The sequence below is a fragment of the Henriciella mobilis genome (assembly GCF_003576315.1).
Lineage (GTDB): Bacteria > Pseudomonadota > Alphaproteobacteria > Caulobacterales > Hyphomonadaceae > Henriciella > Henriciella mobilis.
This window is the reverse complement of the sequence record NZ_QWFZ01000032.1, coordinates 67262-88931: the sequence shown is the minus strand read 5'-3', so window position 1 is coordinate 88931 and position 21670 is coordinate 67262. Positions and strand designations below refer to the sequence as shown.

At 59.5% G+C, this 21670-nt stretch carries 22 protein-coding genes and 2 pseudogenes; 11 read left to right on the top strand and 13 right to left on the bottom strand.

Annotated elements, in window-relative coordinates:
- From D1227_RS20240 to D1227_RS14620, 3 genes and pseudogenes are all read right to left on the bottom strand, one after another.
- Nucleotides 1–576: pseudogene (locus D1227_RS20240) on the bottom strand (IS3 family transposase); the annotation flags it as partial.
- A gap of 83 nt (nt 577–659) precedes the next feature.
- Nucleotides 660–1259, bottom strand: a complete 600-nt coding sequence (locus D1227_RS14625; protein ID WP_013301506.1) for a cation transporter — start codon at nt 1257–1259, stop codon at nt 660–662.
- 1 nt (nt 1260) lies between these two features.
- Nucleotides 1261–1722, bottom strand: coding sequence for a hypothetical protein (locus tag D1227_RS14620; protein WP_119405132.1), 462 nt, complete (start codon nt 1720–1722; stop codon nt 1261–1263).
- 81 nt (nt 1723–1803) lie between these two features.
- On the opposite strand from D1227_RS14620, the gene D1227_RS14615 reads away from it, so the two are divergent.
- From D1227_RS14615 to D1227_RS20520, 7 genes and pseudogenes are all read left to right on the top strand, one after another.
- Nucleotides 1804–2268 (top strand): MerR family transcriptional regulator, encoded by a 465-nt coding sequence (locus tag D1227_RS14615; protein ID WP_119405131.1) that lies wholly within the window; start codon nt 1804–1806, stop codon nt 2266–2268.
- A 79-nt stretch (nt 2269–2347) separates the two neighbouring features.
- A complete protein-coding gene (locus D1227_RS20525) occupies nt 2348–2701 on the top strand; it encodes a DUF2946 family protein (RefSeq protein ID WP_411710428.1) in 354 nt (117 codons plus the stop codon).
- Between the two features lie 73 nt (nt 2702–2774).
- Nucleotides 2775–4070 carry a TolC family protein gene (locus D1227_RS14605; RefSeq protein ID WP_119405129.1) on the top strand — a complete coding sequence of 432 codons (1296 nt, stop codon included), beginning with the start codon at nt 2775–2777 and terminating at the stop codon, nt 4068–4070.
- Entirely contained in the window at nt 4067–5371 is a 1305-nt protein-coding gene (locus tag D1227_RS14600; RefSeq protein WP_119405128.1) for an efflux RND transporter periplasmic adaptor subunit, read from the top strand. Before D1227_RS14605 ends, D1227_RS14600 begins: the two co-directional genes overlap by 4 nt.
- 12 nt (nt 5372–5383) lie before the next feature.
- Nucleotides 5384–8497, top strand: coding sequence for an efflux RND transporter permease subunit (locus tag D1227_RS14595; protein ID WP_119405127.1), 3114 nt, complete (start codon nt 5384–5386; stop codon nt 8495–8497).
- Nucleotides 8481–8729: a hypothetical protein gene (locus tag D1227_RS14590; protein WP_119405126.1), complete on the top strand. Its 249-nt coding sequence runs from the start codon at nt 8481–8483 to the stop codon at nt 8727–8729. Before D1227_RS14595 ends, D1227_RS14590 begins: the two co-directional genes overlap by 17 nt.
- A gap of 72 nt (nt 8730–8801) precedes the next feature.
- Nucleotides 8802–9208 (top strand): annotated as a pseudogene (locus tag D1227_RS20520) (cation transporter); the annotation flags it as partial.
- 9 nt (nt 9209–9217) lie between these two features.
- Here the strand turns inward: D1227_RS20520 and D1227_RS20230 are convergent.
- Nucleotides 9218–9634, bottom strand: a complete 417-nt coding sequence (locus tag D1227_RS20230; RefSeq protein ID WP_158586664.1) for a MerR family transcriptional regulator — start codon at nt 9632–9634, stop codon at nt 9218–9220.
- Nucleotides 9635–9714: 80 nt separating this feature from the next.
- On the opposite strand from D1227_RS20230, the gene D1227_RS14575 reads away from it, so the two are divergent.
- The 4 genes from D1227_RS14575 to merA are packed head-to-tail and all read left to right on the top strand — an operon-like array spanning nt 9715 to nt 12313.
- Entirely contained in the window at nt 9715–10089 is a 375-nt protein-coding gene (locus tag D1227_RS14575) for a mercuric transporter MerT family protein (RefSeq protein ID WP_034813607.1), read from the top strand.
- 14 nt (nt 10090–10103) lie between these two features.
- Entirely contained in the window at nt 10104–10427 is a 324-nt protein-coding gene (locus tag D1227_RS14570; protein WP_034798642.1) for a heavy-metal-associated domain-containing protein, read from the top strand.
- A 43-nt stretch (nt 10428–10470) separates the two neighbouring features.
- Nucleotides 10471–10905, top strand: coding sequence for an FAD-dependent oxidoreductase (locus D1227_RS20225; protein WP_119377465.1), 435 nt, complete (start codon nt 10471–10473; stop codon nt 10903–10905).
- Complete coding sequence (merA, locus tag D1227_RS14560) at nt 10862–12313, top strand: mercury(II) reductase (protein ID WP_119377464.1); 1452 nt, start codon at nt 10862–10864, stop codon at nt 12311–12313. The genes D1227_RS20225 and merA overlap by 44 nt, the downstream gene beginning before the upstream one ends.
- 60 nt (nt 12314–12373) lie before the next feature.
- Here merA and D1227_RS14555 read toward each other — a convergent pair whose 3' ends face one another.
- The 9 genes from D1227_RS14555 to D1227_RS14515 all read right to left on the bottom strand — a co-directional run bounded on the left by D1227_RS14555 (nt 12374) and on the right by D1227_RS14515 (nt 21632).
- Nucleotides 12374–13129 (bottom strand): class I SAM-dependent methyltransferase, encoded by a 756-nt coding sequence (locus D1227_RS14555; protein WP_158085573.1) that lies wholly within the window; start codon nt 13127–13129, stop codon nt 12374–12376.
- A gap of 49 nt (nt 13130–13178) precedes the next feature.
- Nucleotides 13179–13622 (bottom strand): copper-binding protein, encoded by a 444-nt coding sequence (locus D1227_RS14550; RefSeq protein WP_233349712.1) that lies wholly within the window; start codon nt 13620–13622, stop codon nt 13179–13181.
- 100 nt (nt 13623–13722) lie between these two features.
- Entirely contained in the window at nt 13723–14223 is a 501-nt protein-coding gene (locus D1227_RS14545; RefSeq protein ID WP_084396453.1) for a copper-binding protein, read from the bottom strand.
- A 94-nt stretch (nt 14224–14317) separates the two neighbouring features.
- Complete coding sequence (locus D1227_RS14540) at nt 14318–14533, bottom strand: hypothetical protein (RefSeq protein ID WP_119405123.1); 216 nt, start codon at nt 14531–14533, stop codon at nt 14318–14320.
- On the bottom strand, nt 14530–17745 hold the full coding sequence (locus tag D1227_RS14535; RefSeq protein WP_119405122.1) for an efflux RND transporter permease subunit: 3216 nt from the start codon (nt 17743–17745) through the stop codon (nt 14530–14532). The genes D1227_RS14540 and D1227_RS14535 overlap by 4 nt, the downstream gene beginning before the upstream one ends.
- The gene (locus D1227_RS14530) at nt 17738–19600 is read right to left on the bottom strand and encodes an efflux RND transporter periplasmic adaptor subunit (RefSeq protein WP_034827472.1); all 1863 of its coding nucleotides are present in this window, start codon (nt 19598–19600) and stop codon (nt 17738–17740) included. The genes D1227_RS14535 and D1227_RS14530 overlap by 8 nt, the downstream gene beginning before the upstream one ends.
- Nucleotides 19597–20811 (bottom strand): TolC family protein, encoded by a 1215-nt coding sequence (locus D1227_RS14525; protein WP_034827470.1) that lies wholly within the window; start codon nt 20809–20811, stop codon nt 19597–19599. The genes D1227_RS14530 and D1227_RS14525 overlap by 4 nt, the downstream gene beginning before the upstream one ends.
- A 72-nt stretch (nt 20812–20883) precedes the next feature.
- The gene (locus tag D1227_RS20220; RefSeq protein ID WP_119405121.1) at nt 20884–21303 is read right to left on the bottom strand and encodes a hypothetical protein; all 420 of its coding nucleotides are present in this window, start codon (nt 21301–21303) and stop codon (nt 20884–20886) included.
- Between the two features lie 53 nt (nt 21304–21356).
- Nucleotides 21357–21632, bottom strand: coding sequence for a metal-sensitive transcriptional regulator (locus D1227_RS14515; RefSeq protein ID WP_034798806.1), 276 nt, complete (start codon nt 21630–21632; stop codon nt 21357–21359).
- Nucleotides 21633–21670 lie beyond the last annotated feature (38 nt).

Sequence of the window (21670 nt, the reverse complement as noted above, 5' to 3'; positions counted from 1 at the left end):
CACGTTTCGGTTGTTTCATTGGCACTTTCAGCCCCTCACGCCGCCAGATGCGATAGACGCGCTTCTCGTTCACATGCCAGCCATCCCGTCTCAGCAGGGCCGTGATCCGGCGGTAGCCATACCGGCCGAACCGTTCCGCCAGGGCGATGATGGCTGCTGTCAGCACATCCTCGTCCTGACGCGGCACGCGCGGCTTGCGCTGAGTGGAACGGTGCTGGCCGATCACACGGCAGGCCCGGCGCTCGGTTGCGCCGAGTGTCTCAACCACATGATCGACCGCTTCGCGTTTGCGTGAAGGGCTTAGAACTTTCCCTTGATGACTTCCTGAAGGATCTGGTTGTCGAGGGTCAGATCGGAGATCGCCCGGCGAAGCCGCGCATTCTCCTTCTCGATCTCCTTCATCCGCTTGGCCTGGCCAACCTGCAGCCCGCCATACTCCTTGCGCCACCGGTAGTAGGTCTGCTCCGTCACGCCGATCGAACGCACGGCCTGACCCGTCGTCTCACCGCGAGCAAGGCGCACCTCCACCTCCCGCAGCTTCGCAATAATCTCTTCAGGCGTAGATCTCTTGCCCATGTCTCAGCTCCATATCTGAAGCCGGAACTAACTCAAATAATGGACCACTTTTCAGGGAGCAGACCAATTCCGGGTTTGGGGCATCATCCTGACTGATGCTTATCAGCATGCGCATCGCGCAGAATATCGATTCCACCATATACCGCAATCGCCGCGACTCCCAATCCGACAAGCAGATCTGGCCAGTTGGACCCAGTCCACAGTACGATTACGCCCGCGAGAATGATCCCCCCATTCGAGATGAAGTCATTGAAACTAAATGTTGTAGCGGCTCGCAGGTTTACATCCTTCTTTTCTATTTTTTTCAAAAGCCAGAGACAGATCAGATTTACAACACCTGCAATCGCGGCCATTGCCAGCATGATGAGACCGAGGGGTTCAGATCCTTCAAAGTATCGACGGATTGCGTCGCCGGCGACGCCGACGGCAAATACAAGAAGCATTCCACCTGACAGTCGAGCGGCGTTGCGTTTCCAGATCTGCGAACGTGTAAGTGCAAGCAGGCTCAAGCCATACACAATCGCGTCCGAGGAATTATCCAGCCCGTTCGCCAGGAGGGCATTGGAGTCGCCGAACCAGCCTGTGACAAAAAAGCCAATGGCTATGAGTATGTTTAGCCATAGTACGATTTGAAGAGTTCGGCGCTCGTCTGACGTCTCGATTTTCAAGTCTTCGCTACCCATCCTATGATTTTACCATGCGTTGTCGGTGAGGGGAGATGCACCGTAAGAATTTTATCGAAGCGTCTCCGTTAGAAAGCTTTGTATTGCGAGCGTATTGAGGATAGCTGGAGTAGCGGTAGGGCCCTGTGGTGGCAAGTGTGCCCTTGGCTCCTGGTGTCTCGTCGAAACCGAACCGGAAATCTGCGCGCCAAACCACCATATTCGCGATGATGAGAGGGGCAAACCCGAGGCCGAATATCGCCCAGCAGGGTACGGGAGCGGTTGCCCTACCTGAAGCCCCAATCGACAGCGCCGCTCCGAAATTCGTGATCGTACCCTTCCAGATGATTGGTGCCACGAAACGCGAATAACGCTGCGGGAGCCAAATTCTCTGCGCGGGGAAGGCTGCAGACCAAATAGGAATCACAGCAACTGCGCCACCTGTGGCAATGCCGAGTATCTGGATTGTCGTATCACCACTCATGTTGCCTCCTGCGCTTGTGTTTTCAGCCGTCAGGGTTATTTCCTGCAGTCTACAGTAACTAGAGGGGCAAGGGGCGCTATCATGGCCTTGATGACGATCGGAAAACTGTCAGGGGCGACGGCCGTAAAAGTCACGACAATCCGCTATTATGAATCCATTGGCCTGCTCGACGAGCCGCAACGCAGCGCAAGCGGACAGCGGTTGTACGCAGGGGCCTCTGTAGAGCGTCTCCGTTTTATACGTCATGCAAGGGATCTGGGGTTTCCCGTCTCAGCGGTAAGGGAACTGATTTCGCTGCAGGTAGAGCCAGGCAGGGAGTGCGTCCTGGTTGACCAGATTGCACGTCGCCAGCTTGACGAGGTTCGCCGCAGGCTGACCCAATTGGAGGCGCTCGAGGCCGAGCTCAAGCGCATGATCCGCGCCTGCGAAGGCGGCAAGATCGGGACCTGCTCTGTACTCGCTGCCCTTGGCCAGCACGAGAATTGCTTGCACGAACAGCATGATGGCGCCGAGGTGCTTGCAGGGCTTCCGTCAAAAGGCGCTTGACCCTCCAGTGACTGGAGGTGCTAAAAAGAGAGTGAGCCTGTTTACCCGATCATAAAAGAAAGTAGCTAGCCCAGCAATCATGTTTCCGTTCCAAGTCATAACGTGTTTACGAAGGTTGCTCGTCATGGTGATGGCGATAGCTTTTGTTATTGCGCCGATGACGGCTGCGGCGGATATCATGCATCCGGGCGATCAGGCCGCAGAGGAATGTTCTACGAGTGAGCTGGCCCAAGATGCCCCTGATAAGGAGCCATCGCATGAAGGTCATGACCATACCGCGCATCAGTGCGGAAGCTGTCATTTCCATCTGATAGGCGGCGGCGATCTAAGCGGCGCTCCGAAGTCTGTCGTGCAGACAAAACATTTGTTGCCTGGCGGTTCTTTTCTCGAGAACCTCCGCCCAGACGGTCTTTACCGTCCTCCTCGCGCCTAGACCAACGACACAGGAATATTTTGCGTGGCTACGGCCTCGCTGTCGTTGAATCTGGACGAGGAAACCAGCAAAAATGAAAATTCTTATATGCAGCGCGATCACCGCGCTCGCCCTGCCGGTCATGGCCGGTACGGCCTATGCGCAAGGGTGTAGTTCTGTCTATGTCGGCGCGACTGACTATGATCAATCCCGACCACTGACGCTCGACGCGGCTATTGCTCGCGCCGCCAATGCTTCGCCTGAAGTTCTGACGGCGGCTCTCGAGGCGAAAGCTTCATCGGCCGACGCCGATCAGGCGAGCCGTTGGCTTAATCCATCTCTGTCTGTCGAAACCGAGAACTTTGCCGGCAGCGGATCGCTTGAAGGCTTCAATGCCTACGAGACGACCCTGGTAGTGGCGCAGACCTTACAGCTTGGCGATAAACGAAGACTTTCCGAGCGGGCCGCCAGAGCTGAAGCCGCATTGGCGAGTGCCGAATGTTCTGTACGAAGCCTGGAAGCTCAGAAACTCGCAGGGGAACTCTATCTGGAACTTCGTGCCGCTTACGACATGGCCGAGGTCGCTCAGGCCTCAGCCGATCTCGCATCCGAGTTCTCTGGCGTCGTCCAGCGTCGCGTGGACGCTGGAGCGTCGGCTCCGCCTGAGTTGCTGCGCGCGCGGGCTGAAGCAGCAGCGCTTCAGGCGGTTGCGGATGGTGCGCGGGGCCAGGTCGAAGCCAAAGGGCTAGCGCTTGCGTCCGTTTGGGGTAGTCCAGAGATCGACTTTGTCTTGTCTGGCACTGCGGAAATCGTAACAGATCCGGCGGGTGGGTCGGCTCAACCAGATTCTGGCGTTCATCCGTCACTTGCGGCGGCTAAGGCCGGAGCGACGGCTCGTAGCGCGGCGACGGACCGGGCCCGCGCCGGCGCATGGCCTGATATAACCGTATCGGCTGGTGTCCGAAGATTTGAGGACACGGGCGATAGCGCGTTTCTGGCGGGTGTCAGTGTTCCTTTGCCGGTCTTTGACCGCAATCAGGACGCAACGCGGGCGGCCGGATTACGTACCCAGAGTGCCGAGCTATCAGCACAGACTGTTGAGGCAAGGTTGCGGGCCGAGCAGGCCAGCCTGGCTGCGCTGGTCCGGGCCGCGAAATCCCGATTGCAGCGTCTTGAGGGCGAAGCCCTGCCACTGGCCGAAGATGCCTACGCTTCAGCGGCCGAAGGCTACCGGGTTGGCAAGTTCGACCTGACCGCCACGCTCGATGCGCGGCGCAGTCTGATTGAAACCCGCGCCGCCGTAATCGATGCCCGGCTGGCGCTCCAGACATACACGCTGCGGTTGCGTGCGCTGATTGGCGCCGCGCCGTTCGAAGGAGAGATCCAATGAAACTGAATTTATTCTATGCGGCGCTGCTTTCGCCAGCGCTTTTGTATCTTAGTGCTTGCGGCAGTGACGCCTCCGATTCGTCTGGTGCAAACCGGACGCCCCCACAAGCCGAAGATGGCCATGACGACCACGAAGACGGTAGTGATGAGGAGCATGAAAGCCATGATGAGGCCGATGGCGACGATCATGAGGGACATGAAGAAGGAGGCGGTCATACCGAACACGAAGGTGAAGGCGGCGATCATGTCGAGCTGACCGCCGAGGAGGCGGAAGCTGCCGGTATCCGGACCGGGCGAGCCCAAACCGGAGCGGTTTCGGGCCAGCTGGAACTGCCGGCCGAGATCCGTTTCGATGCGGACCGTGTCGCAAGGGTCTCGCCACAGGTCGAGGGCACCGTTGCCCAACTTTATGCAGGCGAAGGCGATATCGTGAAAGCCGGCGCCACGCTTGCCCGGCTGACCAGTCGTGAACTCGCCGGCCTAAAGGCCGATTATCTGAATGCCCTGAGCGCCGAGCGCCTCGCGCAAGCCGAGCTTGAGCGTGAGGAAAACCTCTGGGAGCAGAAAATCACCGCCGAGGCCGATCTGCAGTCGGCGCGTGCGGCATTCGCCGCAGCCAATGCCGGCCGGGAAGCTGCTGAAAACAGGCTTCATGCGATCGGCATTGGTCATGGCACACTGGACAAGCTTAATGAGGCTGCGGACGGGTCGCTTGCACAAGCCTATGTGACGGCTCCCCTTGCCGGAGAGGTGATTCAGCGGAGCGTTTCTCTTGGAGAAACCGTATCGGCTGGCGGCGCGCCCATCTTTGTCATCATCGATGATAGCGTCGTCTGGGCCGACATCGCCGTCTACAAGGAAGATCTCGGCAAGGTCAGCGAAGGCCAGACCGTGACCTTCCAGCAGGAAGATGGCCGCGTCCTGGCCGAGGGGACAATTTCAAATGTCCTGCCTGTCATCAATGAGGCATCCCGCACTGCGACCGCGCGGGTCATTGTCGACAATGCCGAACACAGGCTGAAGCCCGGTCAGTTCGTAACGGCGCGGATCGACACGGGAGAGGGGCGCCCCGTCGTGCGCGTTCCCTCCGATGCGATCGTCAGCGTCGAGGACAGGATTTCGGTCTTCGTCCCGACCGATGACGGGTTCGAACCGCGCGAGGTCCGCACAGGAGAGAGTGCAGGCAGCTATACCGAGATCATTTCCGGGCTCGAGGCCGACGAAGCATTCGTTGCCGAGGGCGCCTTCACCCTGAAAGCGCAGCTTGAAAAAGACGCTTTCGGCGACGGCCACGCACACTAGGAGACCCGCAAAATGATCAATTTGATGCACCGCCTTGCGGGTGGCCGGCTGCTTGCCGCCATTGCCGCACTCGCCCTGTCGATCGGGGGGCTGTTTGCCTTTCGCAGCCTGCCTGTCGACGCTTTTCCCGATCCCTCACCTTCTCTGGTCCAAGTCTTCACCGAAACTGAAGGCCTGTCGCCCGAAGAGGTCGAACGCTATGTCACCTATCCGATCGAGACGGCCATGTCCGGCCTCCCCAAGGTCGACGAGATCCGCTCGACATCCAATTTTGGCCTGTCTGTCATCAATATCTATTTCGAGGACGGCACGGACGTCTATTTTGCCCGCCAGGTCGTCGGTGAGCGCCTCGGCGAGGCCGCCGACGCCATTCCCGACGGTTTCGGCACACCCAAGATGGGGCCGATTTCGACCGGCCTTGGTATCATCATGTACTATCGGCTCGTCGATGAGACCGGCGAGCGGTCGCTGGTTGAGCTGCGCGAGATTGCCGACTGGATGATCAAGTATCCGCTCCAGTCGGTTGAAGGGGTGACGGAGGTTCTGTCACTAGGGGGTTTCGAGAAGCAGTACCAGGTCCGCCTCGATCCCGATCAGCTGACATCCTATGACCTCAGCGTCGGCGAGGTGATTGCCGCCCTGGAGAGCGCCAATCGGACGGCCGGCGCGCAATTCATCGAAATTGGCGCCGAACAGTACACGGTGCGCGGGGTCGGGCTCGCTCGATCTCTCGATGATCTGCGTGAAACGCCGGTCAAGACCGTGGATGGACGAACCGTCCGCGTCAACGACCTCGGTGAAGTCGCCATCGGCGGCGGCGTCCGGCAGGGGCTCGCAACTGCCAATGGCGAAGGGGAGACCGTCGCCGGTCTCGTCCTGAAACTTTATGGCACAAACACGTCTGAGGTGATCGAGAACGCGCAAGCGCGCTTCGACGAGATCAACCAGTCGCTTCCGGATGGCGTCAAAGCCGTTCCGTATTATGATCAGGGCACGCTGGTGAAAAAGGCGGCTGCGACCGTGACGACCGCGCTCTGGCAGGGCGCGCTCCTGGTCGCCGTCATCGTCTTCCTGTTCCTCGGCGGCTGGCGTCCAAGCCTCGTGGTTGTCATGGCCATACCCTTCTCGGTCGGCTTTGCCTTCATCGCGATGAAATTCCTCGGCATCGGGGCCAATCTGATGACGCTGGGCGGGGTGGCGATCGCCATCGGGATGATGGTCGACGGCGCCATCGTCATCGCCGAGAACGTGGATCGCGGCTTGCGCGAACGACGCGAGGGTGAAGATAGCCGCACGACGGTCGCGCGAGCGAGCGCCGAAGTGATCGCGCCGCTGATTGCTGCCGTCCTCGTGGTGATCATTGTCTTCCTGCCGCTCTTTTCGCTACAGGGCACTGAAGGCAAGACGTTTCGGCCGCTCGCCGCTTCTGCCGCGCTCGCCATGACAGGGTCGCTGATCTATGCCGCGCTCATCGCTCCGGCGATGGCGCTCGGCCTCATGCGTCCGCCCAAGAGCAATAGCCAGGAGAGCGACAGCCGGCTTGTTTCGCTGATCAAGCCGCTTGCGGCCTTCTTCGTCCGGCGACGTCTCGCGGCGGTCGGGCTAGCAGGCGTCCTGCTTCTGGTTGGGGGCCTCTCAGCGACACGCCTTGGCTCGGAGTTCACGCCTGCGCTGGAGGAAGGCGATGTCCTGTTGCGTGTGACGATGGCGCCGTCCATCTCGCTAACCGAAGCAAAGGAAACGTCGACCCGCATCGAGACAAGACTGCTTGAAGCCTTCCCCGAGATCAGTTCCATTGTCAGCCGGATCGGCCGTGGGGAAGTCGGCGCGCATGCCGACCCGGTGAACAGTATCGAGGCCTTCGTGGCGCTCAAACCCCGAAGCGAATGGCGCAATGGCATCAGCCCGGATGAACTCCGGGCGTCGATCTCCGAGAATCTCGGCGGCTTTCCAGGCGTCAGGGTTAATGTCGGCCAGCCAATCGCCATGTCGGTTGATGAGCTCCTGACCGGCACAAAGGCGCAACTGGCGGTCAAGATCTTCGGTCCGGATACGGAGGTCCTGCTCGAAGGCTCGCAGGACTTGCAGTCCATTCTTCAGGAAATTCCTGGGGCGACCGACGTCCAGGCCGATCAGATCACCGGCGCGCCGCAGCTTGTGGTCTCGCTCAACCGTCCTGCGCTCGGCCGGTATGGACTGAGCGTGGAGGAGGCGCTCGATGCCTTGCGTTCCGGCGTCGGCGGGGCAGAGGCTGGTGCCGTTTTTGAGGGAGTGCGCCAGTTTCCCGTCATCGTGCGCTATGCCGAAGAGGACCGCAACACGCCCGCGGCCATCGGACGGATTATTCTGGAATCGTCCAGCGGCGCACGGGTTCCACTCGAAAGCGTGGCAAACATCAGGGAGATTGTCGGTCCACGTCAGATCACGCGCGAGAATGGTGAGCGATTCATCACCGTTCAGCTCAATGTGAGAGGACGCGATATTGGCAGCTATGTCGCTGATGCGCAGCAATCGGTCGCCAGCCAGCTCGACCTGCCGGCTGGTTATCGCGTCGAATGGGGCGGACAGTTCGAACTCCAGCAGGAAGCGAATGCGCGGTTCGCGGTCGTGATCCCGATCACGCTCGGTATCGTATTCCTGATCCTGCTATTGACGTTCGGGCGCATGAAATCGGCCATCCTGATCCTGCTCAACATTCCGCTGGCGCTGACCGGCGGGGCGATGGCGCTCTGGATTGCAGGCCTGCCGATCTCGGTGCCTGCGACGGTCGGCTTTATTGCCCTGTTCGGTATCGCGCTCGGCAATGGCATGGTGCTGGTCAGTTTCATGGATGATTTTGCCAGGGAGGGCCGTGGTCGCGATGAACTTGCCGTCGAGGCGGCAGGCTTGCGGGCACGTCCTGTGCTGATGACCGCCCTTACGACGGCGCTCGGCCTTGCGCCGCTGCTCTTCGCAAGTGGTGTCGGTGCTGAAGTGCAGCGGCCACTGGCCACGGTGGTCATGGGCGGGCTGGTCTCCTCGACCGTGCTAACTTTGCTGGTGCTACCCGCCCTTCACCGCTGGTTCGCACCAAAGCCCGACGCGCACCATTCCTTGTTGGAGGCCGAGCATGTTCATCCATCGTGAACTTCGCTTCGCGGTCATGTCCGTTTCTCTCGCAGCCCTGGCCGGCTGCGAGAGTCTCGACAACGTGATGGGGGCCCTTTCAAGTGAGCAGGCGGCCAAGGTGCAGGAGGAATGCGGCCTGATACCACCAAAGAGCCGCGCAAAAAACGCGGTACACGCGCGGCGACGCGCGTATCTCGAGTGCAAGCGCAAGGTGCTGGAAGAGCAGGCCGATCCTGAGCCACGCACATGATCATGACGATCTTGATCCCGCGAGCGATGATCGTCGGGTCTCCATTGCCATCTGGTCAATAAGACTGTCATACGGATCACTGATCCGCCCGCCGTTGGTGGCTGGACGATCGTTATTCTTGGCGGTGTTGCGCTGGTCATTGCAGAGCTTACAGCCCTCCTAATCTATTCGGTGCAGAATGGGAGCGTGAATATCCGGGCGCTCCTCCTTCACAATCTGTCCGACGCACTCGCATCTGTAGCCGTGGTTGCGGGCGACGCGCTCATCCTCATCTATGACTGAATACTGTTCGATCCGTTCGTGACGATCGGTATCGCGGTAACATTCTCTGCCTGTCGTTCCGCGAAATCGGCGGGCCGATCCACATGTTGTGGCTAGGCAGTCCGCCGGACATTGACATCGGTACCGTCATTGAGGCGATGCGGAGCGGTGATGGTGTCGTGGATGTCCATCATTTGCATCTCCGGCAGATGCAGGAGCCCCTTTTGTCAGCTATCTTCGAACAGTTTGTCGGTGAGTGCGCAATCGGGTGTTTCAGCGCCGGTGCAACCAGCCATGATCTCGCCGAGCCGTCGATCCATCTGCTTCAGATCGGCGATGCGTTTACGGATATCGCCCCGATGTGCTTCTGCCAGCGCCCTGACCTCCGCGCAGCTCGGCCTGCCATCATTGATGCCAAGTAGCGAGCGTACATCTTCCACGGAGAAGCCGAGGCTGCGGGCTCGCAATATGAAACGCAGTCGTACCTGATCTTCATTCGAATACAGCCGGTGGCCACTTGCCGTGCGGGCTGGTTCGGGCAGCAATTCGATCCTTTCATAATAGCGGATCGTTTCAAGATTGCAGCCGAGCCGCCCGGCCAGTTCAGCCCGTTTGAGTGCTGCTCGCGGCGATGTGATGGCCATGATGAAATACCCACTTGTGTCTGTACCAACTACAGAGCGTAACGTGATCATGATCGATAAAGCAATGGGAACAGCTGGTCATGGCAGGTACGGAAAACAGCCCAGCAAATGAGCGTCGCTCAAGGTGGCTTGTTGCCGGTGGCATGCTGGGGGCATTCCTTGCATCATCCTGCTGCATCGTGCCGCTTGTGCTGATCAGTCTCGGTGTTTCCGGAGCGTGGATTGGCCAGTTGACGGCGCTGGAACCCTACAAGCCCCTTTTTCTTCTGGTCGCGATCGGATTTCTCGCGGCTGGGTTCTGGGATGTCTATTTTCGAAAAACCAGTGTCTGCGAGGATGGTAGCTATTGCGCCCGTTTGCAGTCGTCAGTCGTCAAGCAGGTCGCCCTGTGGAGCGGCGCGCTTGTCGTGCTGGCGGCCTTGACCATCGATGTATGGGCACCGTTATTTTACTAGCCAGGGAGACAAGTATGAAACGCACATGGATGATCGCCGGACTGGCAGGTCTGGCACTCGCGGGGGGGCTCGCAGTCGCCGGCGCGCAGAATGCTCCGGATGCCTCGGTGGAGGTCGAACAGGCGACAGCCCGTTTTACGATCGGAAACATGACCTGCGCGACATGTCCGATTGCTGTCAGGAAAGCGATGATGCGTGTCGAGGGCGTTAAATCTGTCGATATCGATTATGCGGCCAGGACCGCAGAGGTGGTTTACGATACGGCGGCGACAACGCCTGAGCTGATCGCTGCGGCTTCAACCGATGTAGGATACCCGGCAAGCGTTACGGACGGTTGAACACGCAGCATCTGGAATATCCTGATGAGGCACCTGCCAGTCGATGTTCGCATACATCGTCAGATTTTCACACAAGGCTTTCACTTTGATGTCAAAATGGACTGACCGAAAACTGCTGATAACGGGCCTGGCCGGTACCGTCATTGCGACACCTTCTTGTTTTGCATCAATGAGCATGTGCCTCAGCCCCGGCCGGGTACCAAAAATGGACAGGCTGAACCTTGAAGCTGCCTGCGCCGAGTGCACTCGGCGGGGCATCCAGGTGAACACATCGATGCGTACGAGCGATTCCGCGGTCTTCGCCGCAGGCGAATGCGGCGACAGCGGCCCCAACCTGATCCCGGCCACGCCTCCGACATCGGGTCGATGGTGTGATTTTGAATACTTGATCGAGGCCGCGTCGCCGTGCCCGGTCGCAAGCGGAGGAAGAAATAATGAATCAAACCGTAAAGACAGGCGATTGCTGCTCCGTCAATAAAAACGGCGACGACAGCTATGACCTCATCGTCATAGGTGCTGGCTCGGCCGGGTTTTCGGCTTCGATTAGCGCGGCCGAGGCCGGCAGGCGCGTGGCCATGGTCGGGCACGGCACCATCGGCGGTACCTGCGTCAATGTCGGCTGCGTGCCATCCAAGGCGATGATACGGGCCGGCGAAGCGGTGCATGGCGGCATATCGGCAGCACGGTTTCCGGGCATTGAGCCCTGTGCGCACAGCGTGGACTGGTCAGCGGTCGTCAAGGGGACGGCCGAACTGGTCGACGAAATGCGCCAGAAAAAATATATCGATTTGCTGCCTTCCTATGAGAATATCACCTATATTGAGAAAGGTGCCGCACGCCTGATCGAAGGCGGGATTGAGGTCGGCGGGCGGATCATCGCTGCACCGAAGGTTCTGATCGCCACCGGCTCGCGCCCTTTCTTGCCGGAAATTGACGGGATCGAGACCGTGGAGGCGCTCGATTCCTGGGACCTTCTCAGCCTGCCCGATCAGCCCGAAAGCATCCTGGTACTGGGCGGCGGCTATATTGGCTGTGAACTGGCGCAGATGGCGTCGCGGCTGGGCGTCAAGGTTACACTGGTCACGCGTTCGCGTCTTTTACCCGGCGTTGAACCGGAAGTGGGCGAGGTGTTGACAGAAGCGCTGAAAGCGGAGGGCATCGCGGTCGAGACTGACCTGGCCTACCGCTCGGTGGTGCAGGGCGATGGCGGCGTCACGCTGACGATCGAACGGGGTGGAACGCCCGAAACCCTAACCGCAGAGCGGCTGGTGGCGACCACAGGCCGGGTGGCCAATTCCGAAGACCTCGGCTTGCGCGAGTTCGGCATCGAGACCGATGCGCGCGGATCGATCAAGGTCGGCGCCGACATGGCCACGACGCGGCCGGGCGTCTGGGCGGCGGGCGATGTCACCGATCGCGATCAGTTCGTCTACATGGCGGCTTATGGGGCCAAGGTGGCGGTCAATAATGCGCTTGGTCTTGAGGCTTTGCGCTATGACAATGGGGCCATGCCCTGGGTCGTGTTCACCGATCCGCAGGTCGCCGGCGTCGGCTTTTCCGAGGTGCAGGCGAAGGCGGCCGGTCATGACGTCAAGACCAGCGTGCTGACGCTGGACCACGTGGCACGCGCCGCCGCCGCCCGCGATACCCGCGGCGTCATCAAGCTGGTCGCGGATGCGAAGACCGACCGCCTGCTGGGCGGCCAGATCGCGGCACCCGAAGGGTCTGACACGATCCAAACGCTCGCCATGGCGTTGAAGTTCGCTATGACGACCAAGGCGCTTGGCGAGACGATCTTCCCATACCTGACAACTGTTGAAGGGCTAAAGCTGGCGGCGCAAACCTTCGACAAGGACGTGGCGAAACTTTCGTGCTGCGCAGGCTAAGATCGACATTGAACGCAACAAGGCCTCGCCAGCCCTGGGGTTTCCGGGGAGGCGGATCAATCAGACTTGTCGCTCCGTTCCTCGATATGATTCATTCCTGTCGCCTGCTACGGAAAGATATTTCACGGCGGCGTGCCAGCTCAGGAAGCGCAGCTGGAGTTTCACGAGCCATGGAAACGGTGTCACTTTCAACCGGTTGCAGTCATCAAACAAGGATCGGCACTGTGAATTGTAGTAGATGATTTCGACGCGATAGCCGCGATCAATATGGGCTTCTATCCAGTTTACGACCCCTTCCATGACGGGCTGGGTGAAAGGATTATACAGAAAAACGATCAGGTCACTTTCGGGCGGACTGTAGGTGGCCGCATCCTGACTGATGATCGTCCATGAAATCCCGGGAGATGATCTGAAAACCTGTCCGAGGTTATACCGGGCAGCTTCAGCGATTTCGCCAGCAAATTCCACGCCGATCAGGCGATCGAATCCAAGCTCCGCCGCCTTGATCAGAACGCGTCCCTTGCCACAGCCCAGATCCAGAAACGTCGTCGAGCTGGCACGCGCACGACTGGGTTTAAGCAGGGCTTCGACAAGCTTTATAGGGGTCGGTTCATAGTCGATTGCGTGCGCTTTGTGTTGATGCTCGAAATCAAGCGTTTCGAGCGCGACGGAGGTTCTTGTGTCGATCGCATGTATCGTGTCGAACCTTGAGTTGAATGTCTCATGATATCTGAAAATCAGGCCGGCATGGACGCGGCGGACCACGCCGGACAAACCATCCTCTTTCAGGGTCTGTGCTATTTTTGTTCTTGTCATTGTCGTCATTCCTGTTACGCGTTAGAGAACGGTGTCGGAGCATGCCGCCTTACGGACCTGGAGGGATGTCCCGATGAAGCGTTTCAAGATCCGGGCAGCCGGGGCCATTCGCGGGAATGCTACAAATTTCCATGATGCGATGAGAACCGTCCCGGCCCCGTTTGACCTGGAAGATCACGTCATCGCCTTCAGAGAGGTCAGTCAGCTCAACATCGCCCATTAAAGCGAAACTCATGGTCATCGCGCCCATGGCGATGCCTTCGAAAGGGCCATGGTCGATGGTGACCCGGCCGTCGTCGCGATCAAGGGATGAGATCCTGCCCGTGGCCCGTCCAGTATCGCCGGGCATAGCTTCATCTGCCTGTTCGAACGGTTCAGGCCTGGTCTGCTCCGCAGGGCCGGATGCTGGCGGCGTTCGGCTTTCGGGGTCACTGCAGGCTGTCAGGGTAACGGAACCTAACAAGAAGGCGGTAATCAGAATTCTTTGAGTCATTGGGATTTCCTGGTGAACTAATCGGGAGACGCAGGCATTCCGGCCGCGGAACGCGGCCGGAACCTGATTTACGAATTTTTTGCTTTAAACAGAGGACCGGCTAGTGATCGGTGTCGTCATGATCCTTGCCTGACATGCCGGACATGGATCCCTGTCCGCCCATGTTGCAGTCCATCATGCCTTTGCCTTTCATCATCGACATCATGGATTGCTTGAAAGCATCCGGATCGCCGCCGATCGGCATCATCATGGCGATATCATAATTGTCGCTGTCGTCCTGCTTGAGCATGAAATGGACGTTGTCGCCATTCTCGAATTTGTCGAGCGCAACCATTCCGCCGACCTCGAAGTCCATTGTCATTTCACCCCAGCCGATCTTCTTGATCGGATCGTGTGAAATATTGACGGTTCGGGCATCCAGATCGACGCCGTTAATGACGCCAAAGCCGGGCGCCATGTCGCCGCAGCAGCTCATGCCGGACATGTCCATGTCTTTCATGCTGTCCATTTTCATGCCGGCGTCCTGGGCGAGCGCCGGACCGATCAGGGCCAGTCCGAGGATTGCGCCTGTGACTGCTGTCTTTCTGACGAGGGTTTTCATCGTTTTCTTCCTTTTTGATTGTCTGGCGCGGCTTTCAACAGAGGCCCCCGATGCGCGCCGGGACGGGGGAATAGGGTGGATGGATACGGGACTATTATTTCGACCTCAGATATTTGATGAGGGCAGCGATCCCGAGGATGAGGAGGAGCACAGCAAGCAGCATGAACACCGTGCCGAACAGGCCGCCACCCATCATGCCGCCGTCGATCATCATTCTGCCTGATGAGCGATCCTGCGCGGCCGCCGGCAGCATGGCGCCACTCAGAAGCAGTGGAATCAAAAGCGGAATTTTCAACAGGTGTCTCGTCATGGTTTTTCTCCTTCGGGGGTGAATGAGCCGGCCCGGTTATCCGGTTCGGCCCGGGGTAAATCTGATGGAATCTGCAGCCCGAGCCGGATGTGGTAGATGGCCGGGATCACGATCAGGGAGAGCATGAGGGTTGAGGCCATGCCGCCAAGCATGGGCAGGGCAATCCGGCGCATGACGTCCGATCCGAGGCCGTCGGTCAGGAAGATCGGGGCAAGACCTGCAAAAATGGTCGTGACCGTCATCAACTTCGGCCTGACGCGCATGGCCGCGCCCTTGCTGACAGCTGCGAAAAGCTGGCTCCTGTCAGACGGGTTCGCCTTGCGGACTTCCGCGTCGATATAGAGCAGCATCACGACGGCCGTCTCGACCGCGATGCCGCCCAGGGCGATGAAACCGACCGCGACGGCTACTGACAGATTGTAGCCTGCCAACCAGACGGCCCACATTCCGCCGACCAGACCGAAAGGCAGGCTGGCCATGATGATCAGGGTCCGGTCGAGCCGGCCGAAATGTAGCATCAGCAGCAGGAAGATCAGTGCAATTGCAGCTGGAATGGCGATTCTAAGCCGCGCATTCGCTTCCTGCATCTGTTCATACTGGCCGGAGAACTCCACCGCATAACCCGCAGGCAGGTCGACGGCGTCGCCAATGACCTGTCTGGCGTCTGCAACATAGCTGCCCATATCCCGGTCCGCGATGTCGACGAAAACCCAGCCAGTCAGTCTGGCATTTTCTGATCGGATCATTGGCGGGCCTTCCGTATAGGAAATGTCCGCCAGTTCGCTGAGAGGGATATGGGCGCCGGACGGGGCGGGCACGAGTATCTCTTCCAGGTCTGTGGCGCTCTCACGAAATGGCCGATCATAGCGCAGGATGATGTCATAGCGTTCCCGGCCCTCGACAGACTGGGAGAGCGTCATGCCGCCCAGGGCGGTTTGGATCACGGACTGGAAGGCTGCCATGTCGATATTCCGCCGGGCGAGTTCGCCCCTGTCCGGCGTGATCTCGAGATATTTGCCGCCCATGACCCTGTCGGCGAAGGCCGAGCGCGTTCCGGGTACGTCCGAAATGGCCGCTTCTATGTCCCGGGCAATGGTCTCAATCTCTGTCAGATCATCGCCCGTAACCTTGATGCCAATGGGCGTGCGCACACCTGTTGAAACCATGTCCATGCGAATCTTGATCGGATAGCCCCATGAATTCACGAGGCCGGGCATTTGCAGCTTGGCATCGAGCTCATCGGTGATGTCCTCGACCGTCACACCTGGCCGCCAATCCTCCTTCGGTTTCAGCTTGATCCATGTTTCGATCATGGTGAGTGGCGCTGGATCGGTTGCAGTATCGGCGCGCCCGGCCTTGCCGAAGACACGATCGACTTCTGGCACGGTCTTGATGACGCGGTTTGTCTGGCCAAGAATCTCCCGCATCTTGGTGGATGACACGCCGGGCAGGGTGGTGGGCATGTAGAGGAGCTCGCCTTCATAAAGGGCCGGCATGAATTCCGAGCCGATCCTCTGGACCGGCACGATGACGCTGGCCGTCAGCGCGAGCGCAAGGGCGACCGTGATCCATTTGAACCTCAGGGCTAGATGGAGCAGCGGTTTGTAGGCCCAGACGAAGAAGGCGTTCAGGGGATTGGCTTCCTCGCGCCGGAACCGACCCCGCATCAGGTACAGCATCAGAACCGGGACAAGTGTCACCGACAGAATGGCCGCGAAGGCCATCGCATAGGTCTTGGTATAGGCGAGAGGACTGAAGAGCCTGAAGCTCTGACCGGTCAGGGCAAAGACCGGCAGGAAGGAGACCGTGATGATGAGGAGTGAAAAGAATATGCCGGGGCCGACTTCCTGAGCCGACTCGACCAGCGCTTGGCGGCGCACGCTCGGATCGGGTTTCGGTCCCAGATCCGCCAGTTTCCGGCTGGCATTCTCGACAAGCACAATCGAGGCGTCGACCATGGCGCCGATCGCGATGGCGATCCCGCCAAGTGACATGATGTTCGCTGTGACACCTTGCCAGGACATGATCAGGAACGCGCCGAGCACACCGAGAGGTAAGGTGATGATGGCAACCAGAGACGACCGTACATGGAGGAGGAAGATCAGAATGACGAGAGCAACCGCGAAGCCTTCCTCGATCAGCTTGTCTTTCAGATAATCGACCGAACCCTCGATGAGAGGCGCGCGGTCATACACAGTGACAATCTCGACGCCTTCTGGCAGCCCGCGCTGGAGACTATGAAGTTTCTCCTTCACACGTTCGATCACCGACAGCGCATTCTCGCCATCGCGCATCACCACGATGCCGGACACAGTTTCGCCTTCGCCATTGAGTTCGACAATGCCGCGCCGGAGGGCCGGGCCTTCGACAATCCGGGCGACATGGCTCAGCTGGACGGGGGTGCCATCCTCTGCCTTGACCACGACCTGTTCGAGATCAAGTTTCTCATCGACATAGCCTGATGAGCGGATGACATATTCCGTTTCGCCCTGTTCAAGCACGCGGCCACCGACCTCGCTTGAGGCTGCGCGGACCGCGTCACGGATACGGGTGATCGACAGGTCGTAACTTCGCAGGCGATTGGGATCGATTAGCACCTGGTATTCCCGGACAAAACCGCCGACCGAAGCGACTTCAGAGACCCCTTCCACTCCGGCGAGTTCAAGTTTCAGGAACCAGTCCTGGAGTGAACGCAACTCGGCGAGATCGGTCTTGCCGGTCTTGTCGACCAAGGCATACTGATAGACCCACCCAACGCCAGTCGCATCCGGTCCTATCTGCGGTACGGCGCCTTCCGGGAGTTCGGATCCCAGCCGGGACAAGGCTTCGAGAACGCGCGAGCGGGCCCAGTAGAGGTCAACATCATCGTCAAATATGACATACACAAAACTGGTGCCGAACATTGAGGAGCCGCGCACGTCCTTGGTCTTCGGCAGACCGAGAAGGTTCGTCGATAGTGGATAGGTGACGAGGTCCTCGACAATCTGCGGGCTCTGGCCCGGAAAATCGGTGCGAATGATGACCTGGGTATCTGTCAGGTCCGGCACTGCATCGAGCGGCGTGCGCTGGATCGCCATCCACCCGGTCACAGCCAGTGCAGCGGCGAGCATGAGGACGATGAGCTGGTTGGAAACCGACCAGGAGATCAGCTTTGCCACCCATGATTTGGAGGGGTCTTGCCCCGCGAGGTTTCTGTCGTTTCGTTCAGTCATGACTGTCCCCCGAATGCCCAGGGGCCTGGTCAGCGCCAGTCTCGCCGTCATTGGTCGTCATCGACATGCCGGCCATCGGGTTGGGCCAGTCAATCCGTTCGGCTCCATCTGCGCTGTACGGATTGGCTGGTTTCGCTTCTTCCTGCAGCCAGTACCGGCCCGTTGCGGTGTCCCGGTAGAGCACCAGACCAGCCTCGCTGTAATGCTGAGGTGCGCCTTCCAGCAGCCAGGGTTTCAAGGCCTCGACCAGGTCTGAGAGTTGTGTGGCAAGGTCTTCGCGGTCCGTGGCGTCCTGCGCGGCGGCGAGAGCGGTTTGCGTAGCATCCATGACCGGTGCCAGTTTCGTGTTCGCGTAACGGTCCCGCAGCACTGGCACCAGGGCGAGCGCCGGGTCCACGAATAGCGGATCGATGTCATACCCGTCTCTCAGGGCCTCGTGGAAGTAGAGCGCCATGTCAGTGAAGTGATCGATTTCGGCGAGGGCTTTACTGTCCACCGGAATATCGGAGAGCGGTGTTTCCGGACTGGCCGCGCTCGCATCCGGAGCTTCCAGCTTGGCAAGACCTTCTTTCAGGTTGGCTTCGCTATCGAGCAGGAACTGCCCGCTGGCGACGACCATGTCGCCACTTTCCAGACCCGACAGGATTTCGGTCCGGCCATTGGCCGAAATCCCGGTTTGCACGGCGCGTCCGGAGAAGCGGCCATTGCCTTCGGCGATGACGACACGGGCGCCCTCGCTACCAAGCAGAATGGCTTCACTTGGAACCGAAAGACGCGGTCGGCCGCCGATATTCAGCCTTATGTCCGCATAGGCGCCCGGGCGAAGATAGCCCGACACATTGTCCACTTCGATCCGGACGTCGGCTGTACGGGTTTTCGGGTCGATTGTCGGATAGATATAGTCGACCTGGCCTTTACCGGGGGCATCGGGCGCGCTCGGAAAATCGAGTTCGGCCTGCATGCCTGTTTCCACCAGAGGCAAATCGCTCTCCGGCACCGAGGCAATGACCCAGACATCGGCATAGGATTGCAGGCGTAATATAGGCGTGCCGGGTTTGACATAGTCGCCATTGCGGACCTGGAGCTCGGCAACCGTGCCGCCGGCTTCTGCGTAAACCGGAACACGTTCAATGACCTGGCGGGTTTCGGTCAGCCGGTCGATGGCCGCATTCTGCATGCCAAGGGAGCGCAGGCGCTGGCGAACCGACGCGATGCGCGCTTCGTTACCGATCCTGAACGAGTTCAGATAATCTTTCTGCGCGGCGATCAGGTCCGGACTGTAGATCCGGTAGAGGAGACTGCCGGGGCGGACGGTGTCGCCCTCGGCATTGACCGCCAGATTCTCAATCCAGCCTTCTAGCCGCGAGACGGTAACATTTTCGAGCCGTTCATTGGTCTCGACCGTGCCGAAGGCTCTCAGTACACGGCTGAAATCCCTGGTCTCGGCAGGTGATGTCCGGATCCCCATGGTCTGGATCATTTCCGGCGAGACGGCCACGCCCGATCCGGTGTCATCGGCATAAACCGGGATGTAATCCATGCCCATGGAATCCTTTTTCGGAACAGGCGAGGTGTCCGGCTTACCCATGGGATGCTTGTAGTACAGGATTTCCCCTGTTGAGCTCGTCGGTTCCTGGGTCTTGTCGGCAGGCACCAGGTCCATGCCACAGATCGGGCAGGTGCCGTCCGGATCGGTCGAAATATAGTGCGGGTGCATGGGGCAGGTGTATCGTTGCGTCTCGCTCGAGGCGTTCGGTTTTTCACCCTGGCCGCCCGGTGATCCGCCCGGTGCGCCGCATGCGGCGAGCAAGAGGGCGGCAGATGCGGTGCCCATTATCAGGAATGTCTTTTTCATTGTGTCACCAGGAGGGCATTCAGGCGTGCGATCGCAGCGGCCTTGCGGGCCGTTTCAGCTTCGATTTCCGCCCGGAGTTTGAGAATGGCGATCTCGCCGTCGATGATCGGCGCATAACCGCCAACACCGGATTCATAAGCAATCAGCTGGGCCTCGACTTCGTCTTCGACGGCAGCAATCTTGACCTGCAGCACGTCGATACTGGCATCGGCCGCGCGTATAATGGCGTCCCGGGACGCATACTGGGCCGCCGCATTCCGCGCGGCAGCCTGGTAGCGTTGCTCGGCGCCGGCCCGCTCAGCCTTTGCGGCGCGCAAGTTCGGTGCCTGCTTCCTTTCGGCCCAGAGCGGAACCGTAAAAGTCACCATACCGGAGACCCAGTCATCCCCCGCGAACATCGCGCCTTCATCGCGCTGTTGATAGGTGAGCTGGGCCCCCCATTCTGGCTTCCAGGCCGCGCGGGCCTCGTCGATACCGTAATCGGTAACGCGGACGGCCGCGTCGGCAATGCGTACGGTGTGGAACTCAAGCGCTGCGCCGGACCAGTCTCTTTCAGTCAGGGGAGGGAGGCCGGTCGAAGGGACCAGTCCGACGAGTTCGATCAGGCGCGCATCGGTCTCGGCTTCCTGCCGGTCAAGATCAACAAGCGTCCGGGAAACTTCTGCCCGTTCGCTTTCAATTTCGGCAAGGCGATAGACGGCCGGGCGGCCCGCATCGATCTCGGCCTCGACAATGTCGACAAGCTCGTCGTATTTGGCGTTTCGCGCTTCGGCGAGGGATCTCTGCCTGGTCAGTCTAGTCTTGTCAGCGAGAAGAGCGATGAGTTCGGCGCGCAAGGCCGCATAACGGGCATCGCGAACCGCCTCGGTCTGTGCTGACATCGCCCGGGCTTCACCGGCGCGGGCTTCACGGCCCGCGAAGCTCGGAAATTGTTGCCGAATACCAACGGCTTTATTGGTCGGCAAGTAACTGTCGAATGAGGGATCGAAAATCGGAAAGTTGTTGATCCCGAGGGATACGACGGGGTCCGGGAGTGCGGTTGAGGCGACAGCACGCTCCCGGTCGGCCTCGGCATCGTAACCGAGAGCGGAGAGGCTTGGATGGGCCTCGAGACGGGCTTCAAGCTCGGCAAAGCTCTGAGCGTTGGCAACCGCCGCCAGGGGCACAGCGGCAAACGCTGCGACCAGCAGCATTCTTGAAATGTGGGGCATGATAAAACGGGCTCTTCTGAATTGTGAGAAGCGATGACGACGGGCTGCTGTGGCGGCCGCAGGTCATCGCTCTCAATTCAGGAAGCGCTGCTTTAGCGATATTGGCGTGTGCTGGACGATATCCAGCCGAGGTGGAGGCCCGGTCTTTAGCGTTTCGCGCTCTGGCAGGAATGCCTTTGGTGGGTTAGCGAGAACCGCAGCAAATTCTGGGTCCACATTCGCAACAGGTGCAACTGGATTGGCGTCACTGTGCGCCTGGATAAGCATGGGTGCACAGTCGTATCCCGCGGGGCAATCAGACGATGATGCCTGATCTGTATGCCCGGTGTCGGCCATGGCTTCCATCGCCATGTCATTACAGGGGTGATTGCTGCTCATTTCAGTCGGCGCGGTTTCGGAGGTCCCGACCATCAATGGACACGCCATGACCGGATGAGCCGCCATGAAGGCAGCGGCAAACAGTGTCAGGAGGCGGGTCACAAACTGCATCATTGTTCAAATACGTGAAAAGATTAAAACTTTCATTTCAACAAACTGTGAGGCCGCTACTTCTTGCGGCCACCAAGCACAGCAACAAGTTCCTCGACCTTTTCACGCCGGTCATCGACATTGCTTCCGGTCAGGGCATGATCCACACACGTTGCGATATGGTCATCCAGGATAACGGCCTCGAGGCCGACAAGCGCGGCCTTCACAGCCTGCACCTGACGAATGACATCAATACAATACCGATCGTCGGACACCATCTTCGTGATGCCGCGCACTTGTCCCTCGATGCGGGCAAGCCTTCGGGTCGCGGCCTCTTTGGTTTCAGTCTTCATGGCAGATACCCCATACAGGGTATCCATATGGGGACCTC

Bases quoted from the DNA above. Each gene is read 5' to 3' on its own strand.
- D1227_RS20220 (WP_119405121.1), bottom strand. From the start codon at position 21,303: ATGATGCAGTTTGTGACCCGCCTCCTGACACTGTTTGCCGCTGCCTTC.
- D1227_RS14620 (WP_119405132.1), bottom strand. From the start codon at position 1,722: ATGAGTGGTGATACGACAATCCAGATACTCGGCATTGCCACAGGTGGC.
- D1227_RS14535 (WP_119405122.1), bottom strand. From the start codon at position 17,745: ATGACTGAACGAAACGACAGAAACCTCGCGGGGCAAGACCCCTCCAAA.
- D1227_RS14550 (WP_233349712.1), bottom strand. From the start codon at position 13,622: ATGACTCAAAGAATTCTGATTACCGCCTTCTTGTTAGGTTCCGTTACC.
- D1227_RS14525 (WP_034827470.1), bottom strand. From the start codon at position 20,811: ATGCCCCACATTTCAAGAATGCTGCTGGTCGCAGCGTTTGCCGCTGTG.
- D1227_RS14540 (WP_119405123.1), bottom strand. From the start codon at position 14,533: ATGACGAGACACCTGTTGAAAATTCCGCTTTTGATTCCACTGCTTCTG.
- D1227_RS14545 (WP_084396453.1), bottom strand. From the start codon at position 14,223: ATGAAAACCCTCGTCAGAAAGACAGCAGTCACAGGCGCAATCCTCGGA.
- D1227_RS14575 (WP_034813607.1), top strand. From the start codon at position 9,715: ATGGCAGGTACGGAAAACAGCCCAGCAAATGAGCGTCGCTCAAGGTGG.
- D1227_RS14530 (WP_034827472.1), bottom strand. From the start codon at position 19,600: ATGAAAAAGACATTCCTGATAATGGGCACCGCATCTGCCGCCCTCTTG.
- D1227_RS14590 (WP_119405126.1), top strand. From the start codon at position 8,481: ATGTTCATCCATCGTGAACTTCGCTTCGCGGTCATGTCCGTTTCTCTC.
- D1227_RS14555 (WP_158085573.1), bottom strand. From the start codon at position 13,129: ATGACAAGAACAAAAATAGCACAGACCCTGAAAGAGGATGGTTTGTCC.
- D1227_RS14625 (WP_013301506.1), bottom strand. From the start codon at position 1,259: ATGGGTAGCGAAGACTTGAAAATCGAGACGTCAGACGAGCGCCGAACT.
- merA (WP_119377464.1), top strand. From the start codon at position 10,862: ATGAATCAAACCGTAAAGACAGGCGATTGCTGCTCCGTCAATAAAAAC.
- D1227_RS14605 (WP_119405129.1), top strand. From the start codon at position 2,775: ATGAAAATTCTTATATGCAGCGCGATCACCGCGCTCGCCCTGCCGGTC.
- D1227_RS14615 (WP_119405131.1), top strand. From the start codon at position 1,804: ATGGCCTTGATGACGATCGGAAAACTGTCAGGGGCGACGGCCGTAAAA.
- D1227_RS14515 (WP_034798806.1), bottom strand. From the start codon at position 21,632: ATGAAGACTGAAACCAAAGAGGCCGCGACCCGAAGGCTTGCCCGCATC.
- D1227_RS14570 (WP_034798642.1), top strand. From the start codon at position 10,104: ATGAAACGCACATGGATGATCGCCGGACTGGCAGGTCTGGCACTCGCG.
- D1227_RS14600 (WP_119405128.1), top strand. From the start codon at position 4,067: ATGAAACTGAATTTATTCTATGCGGCGCTGCTTTCGCCAGCGCTTTTG.
- D1227_RS20525 (WP_411710428.1), top strand. From the start codon at position 2,348: ATGTTTCCGTTCCAAGTCATAACGTGTTTACGAAGGTTGCTCGTCATG.
- D1227_RS14595 (WP_119405127.1), top strand. From the start codon at position 5,384: ATGATCAATTTGATGCACCGCCTTGCGGGTGGCCGGCTGCTTGCCGCC.
- D1227_RS20225 (WP_119377465.1), top strand. From the start codon at position 10,471: ATGTTCGCATACATCGTCAGATTTTCACACAAGGCTTTCACTTTGATG.
- D1227_RS20230 (WP_158586664.1), bottom strand. From the start codon at position 9,634: ATGGCCATCACATCGCCGCGAGCAGCACTCAAACGGGCTGAACTGGCC.